General features: G+C 68.1%; 9 protein-coding genes. 8 read left to right on the top strand and 1 reads right to left on the bottom strand.

Translation table 11 applies throughout. From position 1 onward, the window contains the following. The first annotated feature begins 259 nt into the window (after positions 1 to 259). Positions 260 to 1,099 carry an HAD-IB family hydrolase gene (locus ACGF2V_RS12545; RefSeq protein ID WP_362707566.1) on the top strand — a complete coding sequence of 280 codons (840 nt, stop codon included), beginning with the start codon at positions 260 to 262 and terminating at the stop codon, positions 1,097 to 1,099. Positions 1,100 to 1,878: 779 nt separating this feature from the next. Here the strand turns inward: ACGF2V_RS12545 and ACGF2V_RS12540 are convergent. Further along, complete coding sequence (locus ACGF2V_RS12540) at positions 1,879 to 2,703, bottom strand: oxidoreductase (RefSeq protein ID WP_362626618.1); 825 nt, start codon at positions 2,701 to 2,703, stop codon at positions 1,879 to 1,881. 102 nt (positions 2,704 to 2,805) lie between these two features. Here ACGF2V_RS12540 and ACGF2V_RS12535 point away from each other — a divergent pair, with 102 nt between their 5' ends. The 7 genes from ACGF2V_RS12535 to ACGF2V_RS12505 all read left to right on the top strand — a co-directional run bounded on the left by ACGF2V_RS12535 (position 2,806) and on the right by ACGF2V_RS12505 (position 14,474). Continuing rightward, on the top strand, positions 2,806 to 3,801 hold the full coding sequence (locus ACGF2V_RS12535) for an ATP-binding protein (RefSeq protein ID WP_362707569.1): 996 nt from the start codon (positions 2,806 to 2,808) through the stop codon (positions 3,799 to 3,801). Positions 3,802 to 5,192: 1,391 nt separating this feature from the next. Then, complete coding sequence (locus ACGF2V_RS12530; RefSeq protein ID WP_362707571.1) at positions 5,193 to 8,330, top strand: SulP family inorganic anion transporter; 3,138 nt, start codon at positions 5,193 to 5,195, stop codon at positions 8,328 to 8,330. Between the two features lie 470 nt (positions 8,331 to 8,800). Beyond that, the gene (gene acs, locus ACGF2V_RS12525) at positions 8,801 to 10,777 is read left to right on the top strand and encodes an acetate--CoA ligase (RefSeq protein ID WP_362707573.1); all 1,977 of its coding nucleotides are present in this window, start codon (positions 8,801 to 8,803) and stop codon (positions 10,775 to 10,777) included. A gap of 385 nt (positions 10,778 to 11,162) precedes the next feature. Next, positions 11,163 to 12,566, top strand: coding sequence for a Na+/H+ antiporter NhaA (gene nhaA, locus ACGF2V_RS12520; RefSeq protein WP_362707576.1), 1,404 nt, complete (start codon positions 11,163 to 11,165; stop codon positions 12,564 to 12,566). Positions 12,567 to 12,614: 48 nt separating this feature from the next. Beyond that, positions 12,615 to 13,148, top strand: a complete 534-nt coding sequence (locus ACGF2V_RS12515; RefSeq protein WP_362626602.1) for a phage holin family protein — start codon at positions 12,615 to 12,617, stop codon at positions 13,146 to 13,148. Next, positions 13,145 to 14,164: an alpha/beta hydrolase gene (locus ACGF2V_RS12510; RefSeq protein ID WP_362707578.1), complete on the top strand. Its 1,020-nt coding sequence runs from the start codon at positions 13,145 to 13,147 to the stop codon at positions 14,162 to 14,164. Before ACGF2V_RS12515 ends, ACGF2V_RS12510 begins: the two co-directional genes overlap by 4 nt. 106 nt (positions 14,165 to 14,270) lie before the next feature. Continuing rightward, complete coding sequence (locus ACGF2V_RS12505; protein ID WP_362626596.1) at positions 14,271 to 14,474, top strand: hypothetical protein; 204 nt, start codon at positions 14,271 to 14,273, stop codon at positions 14,472 to 14,474. Positions 14,475 to 14,836: the final 362 nt, after the last annotated feature.

Raw genomic sequence — 14,836 nt, 5'->3', positions numbered from 1 at the left:
TGTAGGAGCCGGAGCCGGAAGCGGGCCGGCTCACCCGAAACGGAGACAGAATGCTTGATTCCGTGCGACACAAACGTGCCCGGACATGCGACGACCCCCGCCGGGGGGGAGAGCGGGGGTCGTCCCCACGGCCGACTCGGGGGGGGAGGAGCCGGACCGGGTTAGCACGGTCGCGAACGATCCGTGACTTCCATGGTGTACCCGAGAGCGTTCTCAGGCAAACCCACGCGCCGGAGTTTACGCCGAATGGTGGGCGCCTATGCTCTGCGTTGTGGAAAACCGCTTCTTGCCGCGCACAGCAGCCTTCTTCGACCTGGACAAGACGGTCATTGCGAAGTCTTCGACGCTGACCTTCAGCAAGTCCTTCTACCGCGGCGGACTGATCAACCGCCGCGCTGTACTGCGCACCGCGTACGCGCAGTTCGTGTTCCTTGCCGGAGGTGCAGATCACGACCAGATGGAACGGATGCGGGAATATCTCTCTGCGCTATGCAAGGGCTGGAACGTCCGGCAAGTCAAGGAAATCGTCGCCGAGACCCTGCACGACCTGATCGACCCGATCATCTACGACGAGGCGGCGACGCTCATCGAAGAGCACCACACCGCCGGACGCGATGTGGTGATCGTCTCCACCTCGGGTGCGGAGGTCGTCGAACCGATCGGCGAGCTGCTCGGTGCCGACCGGGTCGTCGCCACCCGAATGGTCGTCGGTGACGACGGCTGCTTCACCGGCGCAGTGGAGTACTACGCCTACGGGCCGACGAAGGCCGAGGCGATCAAGGCGCTCGCTGTGTCGGAGGGGTACGACCTCTCGCGCTGCTACGCCTACAGCGACTCCGTGACGGACGTACCGATGCTGGAGTCCGTCGGGCACCCCCACGCGGTGAATCCTGACCGCGCCCTGCGACGGGAAGCGACCCTTCGCGAGTGGCCGATTCTCGTCTTCGACCGCCCGGTCCGCCTCAAGCAGCGACTGCCCGCCTTCGCGATGCCTCCGCGCCCGGCGCTGGTCGCGGCAGCAGCAGTGGGCGCGGCCGCCGTCACGGCGGGGCTCGTCTGGTACACCTCCCGCCGCCGGAGCACCTCGGCCTCCCTCTGACAGCGGGCACGAGGACCGACAACCAGCACGACGTCCCACACGAACCACCGACGCGGGGGTTCAACACCTCGCGCCCGCCACGAGGCCGGGCGGCGCCGCCTCACCGACCCCACTCGCGCGGCCGCCCGGGGCCCACCCAGCGTCGCAACGCGCGAGCGGCCGAACCTTCGATCTGCCGTTACTCGGATTCACCCGGCAGCCAGGGCCGACCCACCGATCCGGCCTTTATGCGCAACTCACGCGTAATTGAACCTAAAAGTAAAGAAGTGCGGCCGCCACTACCGCTCACCCCGGCTCTGGAGTACAAAGGACTCAACGGCCCGCGAGACCAAGGACATCCGAGAGGATTACCTGTAACGCACAGAAGGCCCCACGGACCGAGCATGAAAACCGAGCACCCACGCGACGTCGACCCGTCGATTACGGGCCAGCCGCACCAGGAAACGGGCAATGACCCCGACCTGATGGGCATATATCGAGGACGCATGGTAACTGGGTGGACATGCCAGCGGCGGTACCGAGGACGGTACCGCCGCAACCCTTTTGTGAGGGGCGCGCCCTTTGTGCGGCGAGCCAGTATCCAACGACAGACCGACCGCATGCCCTGCACGGCGCCTTCACGGCCGCGAGGCCACCGTCATGAAGTTACGTAGATGCAAGCGCCTCGCCCCAGGAACGAGACGCCGCCTCTCTCGTCCAGCGCATCCGATCCCGGTTCTCGGGCCCGTCACCGCGCCTTACGGGCTCGTCACCCCACCCGTACGGACCTCGCCGCCGGGTCACGCAGCTCCGCGCTGCAGCGCCTCACAGACCGCCGTTGTTTCTCTGACGCCCAGTTCCACAGCCTTTCCGCAGTGCGCGATCCAGGTCGCCATCCCGGCCGGCGTCCCCGACAGATACCCCTCGAACGCCGCCGCATACGCCGCTCGCCCCTGCTCCGCGTGCCCCACCTCGGCGGGACAGATCGACTTGGGGTCGAGCCCGCTCCCGATCAGGACGATCCGCTCGGCGGTCCTGGCGACGAGGCCGTTGTGCGAGCAGAAAGGACGCAGGGCCAGAAGTTCACCGTGCACGACCGCCGCCGTCACCAGCGCGGGCGCAGCAGTCCCCGAAAGGATCAATCCGGAAAGTCCGTCCAGTCGCCCCGCCACCTCGTCGGCGTCGGGCAGTGGCGCCTCGATCAGCGGCTCGTCGACGCCTTCACCCGCGAGCCGCGGTCGGCCGACGGCGTCCTCGGGCTGCGCCCGTCCAGCCGCGACCAGATGCAACCGCGCCAGCACCCGCAACGGTGACTGCCGCCAGATCGAGAGCAGTTGGCCCGCTTCGGCAGTGAGCCTCAGGGCCGCGCCGACAACACGTGCCTCGTCGTCACCACTGAAGTCGCTGCGTCGGCGCACCTCCTCCAGGTTCCAGTCGGCACCGGACAGCGCTGCCGAGCCGCGGGCGCCACGCAGTGCCGCTTCGGCAGTGACCTCATTGCTCCGGCGCCTCATGATGCGGTGACCGTAGACCCGGTCCACGGACTTGCGTACGGAGTCCACCGCCTCGGCGACGCCCTGCAGGGCACTCAGAGCGGCGAGCGGATCGGGCGCAGTCGTACTCATAAGTAACGAGGCTACGCGCCTACCACCCCGACAACAGCCAGGAGTGGGCTTCTTCACGAGGCATGACAGCGCACCGCTGTCATGGCGCTACCCTAGGTGAACATGAAGATCGCTTTCGTAGGCAAGGGCGGCAGTGGCAAGACGACGCTGTCCTCGCTCTTCATCCGCCACCTCGCAGCCAATGAAGCCCATGTCGTCGCGGTGGACGCCGACATCAACCAGCATCTCGGGGCCGCTCTCGGCCTCGACGACCAGGAGGCCGCAGCCCTGCCGGCCATGGGAGCCCATCTACTCCTGATCAAGGAGTATTTGCGCGGCAGCAATCCTCGGATCGCCTCCGCCGAGACGATGATCAAGACAACTCCGCCGGGCGAGGGTTCGCGGTTGCTGCGCATCCGCGAGAACAACCCGGTCTACGAAGCGTGCGCGCGCACGGTCCGGCTCGACGACGGGGAGATCCGGCTGATGGCCACCGGGCCGTTCACCGAGTCGGATCTGGGCGTGGCCTGCTACCACTCCAAGGTCGGTGCGGTGGAACTCTGCCTCAACCACCTCGTCGACGGCCCCGACGACTACGTCGTCGTCGACATGACGGCCGGATCGGACTCGTTCGCCTCCGGGATGTTCACCCGCTTCGACATGACCTTCCTGGTCGCCGAACCGACCCGGAAGGGCGTCTCGGTCTACCGCCAGTACAAGGAGTACGCGCGGGACTTCGGGGTCGCGCTGAGGGTCGTCGGCAACAAGGTTCAGGGCAAGGACGATCTGGAGTACCTGCGGGCCGAGGTCGGCGACGACCTGCTGGTCACCGTCGGCCACTCCAACTGGGTCCGGGCGATGGAGAAGGGCCGACCGGGCCGATTCGAGCAGTTGGAGGCGGACAATCAAATGGCTCTGCAGGCGCTGCAGGACGCCGCTGACGACTCGTACGGGCAACGCGACTGGGAGCGCTACACCCGGCAGATGGTGCACTTCCATCTGAAGAACGCCGAGAGCTGGGGCAACGAGAAGACGGGCGCCGACCTGGCTGCGCAGGTCGACCCCTCTTTCGTACTCGACGAACGATACGCGCGGAAGGATGCCGCGCAGCCCGTCTGATCACATGCCGTCCGCGCTGCGAACGGGATCGTGAAGAGGTGTCCACGTTCGGACGACTCGACTTCCCCGGGGCGCCACTCGGGTCGGTTGCGCCGGGCCGGTGTGACGAAGGGTTCCCCGGCCGCGGGTTCGGCTGCGCGGCCGGTGCTCGTACGCAGCCGTTGGCCCGCGCATTCGACTTCGTCACCGTTCAACGCTCGACGGGCCGGTGCCCGCTCCGAAGCGCACGTCTCCCGCTGCCCAGTTCGTCGATCGCGACGCCCTGCTGACGTGCGCGTTCGCCTCTGCCCCTGCCCTCGACCGCCCGGTCTCTGCGAGGAAATCCGCGCAGCCATTGGCCGGGGCCGGCCGACATCGAACGGGGCGAGTTCTTTTTCGGCCAGAGCTGGTCGTCGACTCCACTGGAGCCATATCGGGATCCCAACGCCCGTCCAACAGCCACCATGTCCCTCCGGCCTTCCAGACACGGGGTACGGCCAGCGGCAAGTTCCTCGTCGTAGTCGTTGGGAAGCGGCTTCTCGTGCTTGAGGGCGGGACGTTTGGCTCCCAGTGCTTGATGAGGAACTCGACCTGACGAATCTCGCTCTTTCGCTGTTCCACGGTCCAGGTGCCGACGCCGCCCCCGGACCGCAGTAGTGGCCGTTGAAGTGGGTGCCGATCTCGTTGCCGTCCTGCCAGTCACCTCGTAGCTGAGCGAGGGTGCTCCGGATCCAGTCGGTGTCGTTGAAGCCGACGTCCCAGCTGCTGATGTTGTGCTCGGGCGGGTCGTAGAGCTCCCGCTTCCCCTCCGGCAACGTGTACACGCTGCCGACGAAGTGCGTCATGTTCGCGCGGCACTTCCTGCCCGTCTCATGGAAGCGCGACAACAGCTTCTGGCTGCCCTCCCATGAGAACTCCACGACGGCGGCGTTGGCGTTCCTGACCAGACGTCAGGTTTGGCGCCACCGGTCGGTTCGACTGACTGCCGGTGAAGGCGGTGGAGCCGTCGCCGATGAGCCGGAAACACATCCCTGCGCGCTGGTCGTGGAACTCTCCCTGCCCATCTCGACGCGGTTCTCTTCAGCACCACCCCATTGGGTACCGCGCCTGCACTTCTGGGCAGCAATACATCCACCCGACCTCTCTGCGCAGTAAATTTGCACCAAATTTACCCATATGGAGCGAATTTAGTTACATGCGCCCGCAGCGACAGCGAGACGGCGACTCATATAAGAGCACCCATTCGCCGAAATGGGTGAATGAATAGATCATTTGCCCCCAAGCGCGGACGCGAGTCTTTACTCTTCATTACGATCTATTTACCAAGAGTTGGGAAGTGCTGTCGTCGAAGCCTTGCTTCGCGGCCACTTTCCCCGTGTTTCGCGCCCACGCTGTCCGGAGGAGACGGAAACATGTCCGCTTGCGCACCCACACGTCATGACCGCGCGTCCCGCAGTTCGCGTCCGCCCCGCTCATCGGGGGTCAAGCGACCACACAGCCCGCCGTCGTCGCCACCGGGCGGTCCACGCTTCCGCGTCACAGGCGCCGATTTCTCCGCTTCGATCACGGTCTTCCTTCTTGCCGTTCCCATGTCGCTCGGCCTGGCCGTCGCCATGGACGCCCCACTGACGGCCGGGCTGATCGCCGCCGCGATCGGCGGCATCGTCGCAGGGCTCCTCGGCGGCACCCCTCTTCAGGTCAGCGGCCCGTCTGCCGGACTGACCGTGGTCACAGCCGAGTTGATCCAGACCTACGGCTGGCGCACCACCTGCGTAATCACCATCGGTGCCGGACTGCTGCAGATCGTGTTGGGCTCGCTGCGGGCGGCGCGCAGCGCCCTCGCAGTCAGTCCCGCCATCGTGCACGGCACGCTCGCCGGTATCGGCATGGCTATCGCGCTCGCCCAGCTGCACATCGTGCTCGGCGGCTCACCTCGGAGTTCCGCGGTATCCAACATCCTTGCTCTGCCCGACCAGTTGGAGCGGGTAAGTCCGTCGGCGCCGCTCATCGGTGTACTGACCATCACCGTCCTGGTCCTGTGGCCGCGGACTCCGGGCCGGCTCGGCCGGGTGGTACGACGCGTACCGGCAGCCCTCACCGCAGTGGTGACCGCGACAGTGGTGGCCGGGGTCGCGACCCCCGGAGTCGCCCGCGTCGATCTGCCGTCCTGGCGCTCGCACGCCCTGCCGGAACTGCCGCATGGTCCGGTCCTCGCGCTCGCCACCGCCGTGTTTACGGTGATGCTGGTGGCCAGTCTGGAATCGCTGCTCGCGGCAGTCGCCGTTGACAAGCTGACAGCCGACCGTGTCGTCGCGCGAGCCGCTGACCGGCACAGGGGCACATCCCCGCCGCCGTCGGCGTCGATAAAGGACACGGCACCGGACCGGAGTCCGCCACCCACCGCCACCCCTGCCCCTGCCCCTGCTACGGCTACGGCTACGGCTACGGCCTCATTCTCGGGGCCGGATTCCGCTCCTGCGGTGAGCACCGGGGCAAGCCCGATCACCCCCACGCACTCTCCAGCGCCCACGTCCGATCCGTCGGTCTCGCCCGGCGATCCAACCCTGCCGCTCAAATCCCCTCCACCTGTCGCACCCTCCAAGCCCGCCTCGCAGTATCCGCCCGGCCCACTTCTCGGACGCTCCGACCTCGACCGGGAACTGCGTGCGCAGGGGATCGCCAACACCTTGTCCGGGCTGGTCGGCGGACTGGCGGTGTCCGGTGGCGCGGTGCGCAGTTCGGCAAACGTACGGGCCGGGGCCAGGAGCCGGGCCTCCACCGTGCTGCACGGCATCTGGGTCGTCCTTGCCACCGGCCTGCTGGTCGCAGTCCTGGAGCTGATCCCGCTGGCCGCGCTCGCTGCGCTGGTCATGATGGTCGGCATCCAGATGGTGAGTTTCGCCCACATCCGCAATGTCCATAAGCACCGGGAATTCCTGGTGTACGGCGCGACGATCAGCGGAGTGATCCTCTTCGGCGTCCTGACGGGTGTGGTGATCGGCATCGCGATGGCAGTGGTCGTCGCCCTTCACCGGCTGGCCCGCACCAGAATCACCGTCACCGATCAGGGTGAACAGCATCTGGTCGTCGTGCAGGGCCAGTTGACCTTCCTCGCGGTCCCCAGGCTCAGCCGCACGCTCGGACGACTGCCGCAGGACGGGGATGTGGTCGTCGAACTGGACGGCTTCTTCATGGACCATGCGGCATACGAGACGATCCGGGACTGGAGCATCGCCCAGCGGGCCCATGGCGGCATGGTCGTCTTCACCGGCAGGTCCGGGAGCCGGACCGCGGAGCCAGCCTCGGCCCCGCACTCCTGTTGCAGCCCGTGGACACCATGGCGCAACCATCACTGTCACGACCGGTCCGAGCAGGCGCACGATCCCCGCGAGAGCGGGCACACGCCGCCCCTCGACGCCCCCGAGACACATGATGCCCCCGCCCCGGGCTCCGGCACTTCCGCCCCTCCCCGCCCCGGCACCGCGCCAGGCGCCCCTCCCGCCCCAGGCTTCGGTCACCACCACGACCGTGATCACGGTCCCGGTCCAGATAAGGGCTCCGGCCACGGTGCTGGCCATAACCATGGCTCCGACGATCCGGCCGGCGCTTGCCCTGCGGCCACCCGTCCTGTCCCTGCTCCCATCGGCTCTGTTCTCGTTCCCGGGGGCGACAGCACCCCTGCCCCTGTCGGCGCATCGGCCGTGGCCCGACACCAGACAGGCGGAAACCACCTCGTCAACGGCCTGAGCTCCTTCCAGCGCCACACCGCCCCGCTGGTGCGCGAGAAACTGGCGCGGTTGGCCCGGGAAGGACAGCGCCCCTCCCAGCTCTTCATCACTTGTGCCGATTCCCGACTCGTCACGAGCATGATCACGGCAAGTGGGCCGGGCGATCTGTTCACCGTTCGGAACATCGGCAATCTGGTGCCGCCGCCCGACGCCGAGTCGGGGGACGATTCGGTGGGCGCCGCCATCGAATACGCGGTGGATGTTCTGGGCGTGAAGTCCATCACCATCTGTGGGCACTCCGGCTGCGGCGCGATGCAGGCATTGCTCGACGGCGCACGGACCTCGGACACTCCTCAGACGTCCCTGTGGCGCTGGCTGAGACACGGATTGCCCAGCCTGAAGCGGATGGCGTCACGGCATCACCCCTGGGCCCGGATCTCCGGCCGTCTGCCGACGGACGCAGTGGAACAGCTCTGTCTCACCAATGTGGTACAGCAGTTGGAACATCTGCGAGCCCATGAATCGGTGGCAAGACGGCTGGCCGAACACAGCCTCCAACTGCATGGGATGTACTTCCACGTGGGCGAGGCACAGGCGTATCTGCTGACTGGGCACGCGAGTGCCGGGATCGCGCTCGACGAGGTCTTCGACCGGGTGGATCCCGCAGACGCCTGCGCCGCCCCCAGTACCTCGCCGGGAGGGCCGAGGGCATCCGGAACACCGGGCGCGTCCGGAACAGCGTGGAGACCGAGTACACCAGCTGCATTGAGGAGACCGGGCGTCCTTTCCGGCCCGGACGATCTGGAACGCACCGGCGTCTGAATCAGGCTGCTCGGCCCCGGAAGCCCGGACTGGAGAGCACCGCGGACGCGCAGAGCCCTCAAACGGCCAGACCCTTCCGACGCCCGATGCCCTCCCGCGCCTGGCGCCCGCGGGCACCAGAACCCACCCAGCCACCGGACCACCGGACCACCGGACCACCGGACCACCGGACCACCGGGCGAAAAACGGACGAGTGCTGAACCGGGTACGCCCCGGGTCCGTAGGAAATTCCGTGAGCCCTCATGACCCCGCGTTCCCACTGCCACCTGGAGCGCATTGAGTCCTACCGTGTCGTGTCACTCCGTGCCGCGTCGCACAGTGCCGCGCAGCATGGGAAGGGCGGGGTCATGTCCCATACACCGAAACACAGGTCTAAACCAATTCTCGGCAGGCCCTTGTCACCCGGCCCCCGGCCTGATGAGCTATGCGCGGGACACAACGGACACCCTGGGAAAACGGACACCCTGGGAATGGGAGATGTCGTGAGCAATGACAGCCTGGCCAACCTGCTTCGTGAGGATCGCCGATTCGCGCCGCCTGCCGATCTGGCCGCGAACGCCAACGTCACAGCGGAGGCGTACGAGCGGGCCGAGGCTGACCGGCTGGGCTTCTGGGCCGAGCAGTCCCGCCGTCTGACCTGGGCCACGGAGCCGACCGAAACGCTCGACTGGAGCAACCCGCCCTTCGCGAAGTGGTTCGCGGACGGCGAGCTCAACGTCGCGTACAACTGCGTGGACCGCCACGTCGAGGCCGGTCACGGCGACCGGGTCGCCATCCACTTCGAGGGCGAGCCCGGCGACAGCCGCGCCATCACGTACGCCGACCTGAAGGACGAGGTCTCCCGCGCCGCGAACGCCCTCACCGAACTCGGTGTCGGCAAGGGCGACCGGGTCGCCGTCTACCTCCCGATGATCCCCGAGGCCGCCATCGCGATGCTGGCCTGTGCCCGCATCGGCGCCGCGCACTCGGTGGTGTTCGGCGGCTTCTCCGCCGATGCCCTCGCCGCCCGTATCCAGGACGCGGATGCCAAGGTCGTCATCACCGCCGACGGCGGCTACCGCCGCGGCAAGCCGTCCGCGCTCAAGCCGGCCGTGGACGAGGCCGTCTCCCGCATCGACGGCGTCGAGCACGTGCTCGTGGTCCGGCGCACCGGCCAGGACACCGCGTGGACCGAGGGCCGTGATGTCTGGTGGCACGAGATCACCAGCCGGCAGTCCGCCGAGCACACCCCCGAGGCGTTCGAGGCGGAGCAGCCGCTCTTCATCCTGTACACCTCTGGTACCACGGGTAAGCCGAAGGGGATCCTGCACACCTCCGGCGGCTACCTCACGCAGGCCGCCTACACCCACCACGCGGTCTTCGACCTCAAGCCGGAGACCGACGTCTTCTGGTGCACCGCCGACATCGGCTGGGTGACCGGACACTCGTACATCGTCTACGGCCCGCTGGCCAACGGCGCGACGCAGGTCATGTACGAGGGCACGCCCGACACGCCGCACCAGGGCCGCTTCTGGGAGATCGTGCAGAAGTACGGCGTCACGATCCTCTACACCGCGCCGACCGCGATCCGTACGTTCATGAAGTGGGGAGACGATGTCCCCGCCAAGTTCGACCTGAGCAGCCTGCGGGTCCTGGGTTCGGTCGGTGAGCCGATCAACCCCGAGGCATGGATGTGGTATCGCAAGCACATCGGCGCCGACACGTGCCCGATCGTGGACACCTGGTGGCAGACGGAGACGGGCGCGATGATGATCGCGCCGCTGCCGGGCGTCACGGAGACCAAGCCGGGAAGCGCCCAGCGCGCCCTGCCCGGCATCAGCGCCACAGTGGTCGATGACGAGGCCAACGAAGTGCCGAACGGCGGGGGCGGCTATCTCGTCCTCACGGAGCCGTGGCCGTCGATGCTTCGCACCATCTGGGGCGACGACCAGCGGTTCATCGACACCTACTGGTCGCGGTTCGAGGGCAAGTACTTCGCCGGCGACGGCGCCAAGAAGGACGAGGACGGCGACATCTGGCTGCTCGGCCGGGTCGACGACGTGATGCTCGTGTCCGGTCACAACATCTCGACCACCGAGGTCGAGTCGGCGCTCGTGTCGCACCCCTCGGTCGCTGAGGCCGCCGTGGTCGGCGCCGCCGACGAGACGACCGGCCAGGCCATCGTCGCTTTCGTGATACTGCGCGGTTCGGCCACCGCGTCCGACGAGCTGGTCGCGGAGCTGCGCAACCACGTCGGCGCCACGCTCGGCCCGATCGCCAAGCCCAAGCGGATCCTGCCGGTCGCCGAGCTGCCGAAGACCCGGTCCGGCAAGATCATGAGGCGGCTGCTGCGGGATGTCGCGGAGAACCGCGAGCTGGGCGACGTCACGACGCTCACCGACTCCTCGGTCATGGACCTCATCCAGGACCAGTTGCCGTCGTCCTCCTCCGGCTCCTCCGAGGACTGAACACGCCCCACCACCCAAGCGAGGCACCGGCCTCTGGACGGCAGCGTCCGGGCATCGGAGTCCTGAGCACAGGCACGCCGGGTGCCTGTGCACGCGGAGCCCGGGCACCGAGCACCCCGTACCAAGTCACCGCAGTCGGCACCCGGTGCCCCGTACCGGGGCCGGGCGCGGTGAGCACGTCCCGAGGGGGCATCCGGCAACAGGCCGGATGCCCCCTCGGGCATTTCGGGGCGAAGCTCACCGGATACAACCCGACGCATTCCGGGTACAGTGGCAGGCGCGTCAACAGCTCAACAAAAAATTTTCGCTGGGTGTGCCGGGAAGTCTGGTCGGCAAGTGCATCAGCCATGCCATCGCTGCCGTACCGACCCGGAGGTCGCCTCTCGTGGCCGCGCCCACCCCCACGCCATCGTCCCGCCGCACCTTCCTGGGGCGGTTGCCCCTCCCCGAGCGGAACTACCTTGCGGACGCCCTGCGCACCGAGACCGTCGGCGGTGTCATCCTGTTGGTCGCGGCAGTGGCGGCCCTGGTGTGGGCAAACGTCTCCGGCTCCAGTTACGCGGCCCTCAGCGAGTTCCGCTTCGGCCCCGATTCGCTGGGCCTCAACCTCTCCGTCGAGCACTGGGCGGCGGACGGGCTGCTGGCGATCTTCTTCTTCGTCGCGGGCGTCGAACTCAAGCGAGAGCTGGTCGCGGGCGAACTGCGCGATCCCAAGGCGGCAGCACTCCCGGTCATCGCCGCGCTGTGCGGCATGGCCGTCCCCGCCGTCGTCTACACCGCCGTGACCCTGACAGGCGGAGGCTCCACCGATGGCTGGGCCGTCCCCACCGCCACCGACATCGCCTTCGCGCTCGCCGTCCTCGCGGTCATCGGCACCTCGCTGCCGAACGCCCTGCGCGCCTTCCTGCTGACGCTCGCCGTGGTCGACGACCTCTTCGCGATCCTGATCATCGCCGTCTTCTTCACCGAGCAGATCAACTTCATGGCGCTGATCGGAGCCTTCGTCGGCCTCGCCGTGTTCTATCTGCTCCTGCGCGCCAAGGTGCGCGGCTGGTACGTGTACGTACCGCTCGCCGTGGTGATCTGGGGCCTGATGTACAACAGCGGCATCCACGCCACCATCGCCGGTGTCGCCATGGGCCTCATGCTGCGCTGCACCCGGCAGGACGGTGAGACGCACTCCCCCGGTGAGCACGTCGAGCACCTGGTACGCCCCCTCTCGGCCGGTGTCGCGGTGCCGCTGTTCGCTCTCTTCTCCGCCGGGGTGTCCCTCTCCGGCGGAGCGCTGGCGAACGTCTTCACCCGGCCCGAGACGCTCGGAGTCGTCCTGGGACTCGTCGTCGGCAAGACGATCGGCATCTTCGGCGGCACCTGGCTTGCCACCCGCTTCACCAGGGCGGAACTGAACAAGGACCTGGCCTGGGCGGATGTCTTCGCGGTCGCGTCGCTGGCCGGCATAGGCTTCACCGTCTCGCTCCTCATCGGCGAGCTGGCCTTCGCCGGCGACGAGGACACGATCAACGCGATCAAGGCCGCCGTACTGATCGGTTCGCTCATGGCCGCGCTGGTCTCCGGAACGCTGCTCAAACTCCGCGTACACAGGTACCGCACGCTGCACGAGGCCGAGGAACTCGACGAGGACCAGGACGGCGTGCCCGACGTCTACGAACAGGGCGATCCGGAGTACCACCTGCGGATGGCCGCGATCCATGAGAGGAAGGCGGCCGAGCACCGACGTCTTGCCCGACTGGCGGGGGCAGCGAGCAGCAAGCCGGACAGTCCGGCATGATCTGACACCAGATGTGTTGAGCAGGAGAGCAGAAGTAGGGAGTCAGGGATGAGCGACCCCGGCAACAACGCGGGCAATGCCGACCGCAGTCTCGGACAGTTGGTCGCCGCAGCGACGGCCGAGATGTCCGCACTGGTGCACGACGAGATCGCCCTGGCCAAGGCGGAGGTGCGCCAGGACGTCAAGCGCGGAGTCACCGGCAGTGTGGTGATCATCATCGCGGGCGTGCTGCTTCTTTTCGCGATCCCGGTGCTGAGCTTCGCGGCGGCGTACGGAATCCACAACCTGGGGCTCGGGCTGGCCTGGTCGTTCCTGATCGTGGGCGGCGCGTTCATCGTCCTCGGTGCGCTGCTCGCCCTGTTCGCCGTCGCCAAGTTCAAGAAGGTGAAGCCGCCGGAGAAGTCCATCGCCTCGGCCAAGCAGACGGCGGCGGTCCTCCAGGGCGTCAAGCCCCATCCGCGCGCCACCGCGGCGACGGGTGCGGGCCGTCCGGCCGTCGCGGGCAGCACCCGGGCGGACAAGGCTCTGGAGGCGGTTCCGGCGCAGGACAAGTCGTCGGCTGTGGCACGCTCGACCACATGATGGTCCCCGATTCCAGTACATCCGACCCGGTGGGTCCGAAAAGTCCGTCAGACCAGGACGGCACACCGCCCGGCACTGTGCGGCCCGGGCCGGCCAGTGGCGGAGGCCCCGTACGGCTCGACGGGCCGTGGACCCACCGCGACGTGGCAGCGAACGGCGCCCGCTTCCACATCGCCGAGCTCGGTGAGGGGCCGCTCGTCCTGCTGCTGCACGGTTTCCCGCAGTTCTGGTGGACCTGGCGGCACCAGCTCACCGCACTGGCCGACGCCGGATACCGCGCCGTGGCGATGGATCTGCGGGGCGTCGGCGGCAGCGACCGTACGCCCCGGGGCTACGACCCCGCCAACCTGGCGCTCGACGTCACCGGCGTGATCCGCTCGCTCGGCGAACCGGACGCAGCACTCGTCGGCCACGACCTGGGCGGCTACCTCGCGTGGACGGCTGCCGTGATGCGGCCGAAGCTGGTGCGCCGTCTCGTGGTCTCCTCGATGCCGCACCCACGCCGTTGGCGTTCCTCGATGCTCTCCGACTTCGCGCAGTCCCGTGCGGGCTCGTATGTGTGGGGCTTCCAGCGCCCATGGGTACCGGAACGTCAGCTCGTCGCGGACGACGCGGCGTTTGTGGAACAGCTGATCCGGGACTGGGCGGGCCCCCGAACCCCTGAGTTCCCCGACGACGCGGTGCTCGGGGTCTACCGGCGCGCCATGTGCATTCCATCGACGGCGCACTGTTCGATCGAGCCGTACCGGTGGATGGTGCGCTCCCTGGCCCGACCTGACGGGATCCAGTTCAACCGGCGGATGAAGCTGCCGGTGCGCGTCCCCACACTGCATCTGCACGGCTCACTCGATCCGGCGATCCGTACGCGGAGCGCGGCAGGGTCCGGTGAGTACGTCGAAGCGCCGTACCGTTGGCGACTTTTCGACGGTCTGGGTCACTTCCCGCACGAGGAGGATCCAGCCGGGTTCTCGGCCGAACTCATCAACTGGCTCAAGGACACCGAGCCCGACCGGTAAGCGCACACGCACGGGTTGTCCGACGAACGCCAATTGCCCCCCGCATAGGCCGATTGGCTGACGGAGGGGCGGTTACCGACCATGAGGCACGGGCAGACGTCGAGGTATGGGCTGGACGCACGACATCGGTGACGCAGCACGCAACCGTCGCTCGACCGCCACGGCGGATCCGGGCCCTCACGAGAGGGGCGGCCCTCAGGGCCGGGGGCATGACATGCGTGTGATGCACGATCCCCGGCTCGGCATCCCGCGTATCCTGCGCCGCCGGGCCCGCTGGGTCTCGGCGCGCCTGCGCCACCCGCGCGGATGAGGCGCTTTTGCACGGAAGGCACTCCTCCGCGTCGCTGCCTGGCCTCCATGCGGATGACGTGCTGCCGCTTTCCGTACGGGTGACGTACCGTCGGGTGACCTGCCGTGGGGTGACGTGCTTTCGCGTGTACGGCACTCTTCCGCGCCGGTGGCATACGGCCGTGCGGACGCCGGACCGACCCTCCGCCCCAGCCGGCCCCGGACTCCGGGCTTTTCACCGGCCGGAGACCGACGGTGGCGCCGGGCGGACGTCGCACGGCGGCCGACGGTGTGCGGTGTGCGGTGAGACAACAGGAGCTGGTGCCCCTCGCCGCACTGACCTGGTGCCCCTGCCTGGCACCGACCTGCTGCGTCATCCGGCAC

This window comes from Streptomyces sp. NPDC047982 (genome assembly GCF_043204165.1).
GTDB lineage: Bacteria > Actinomycetota > Actinomycetes > Streptomycetales > Streptomycetaceae > Streptomyces.
The sequence above is the reverse complement of the archived record's forward strand: the minus strand, read 5'-3'. Positions and strand labels throughout refer to the sequence as shown.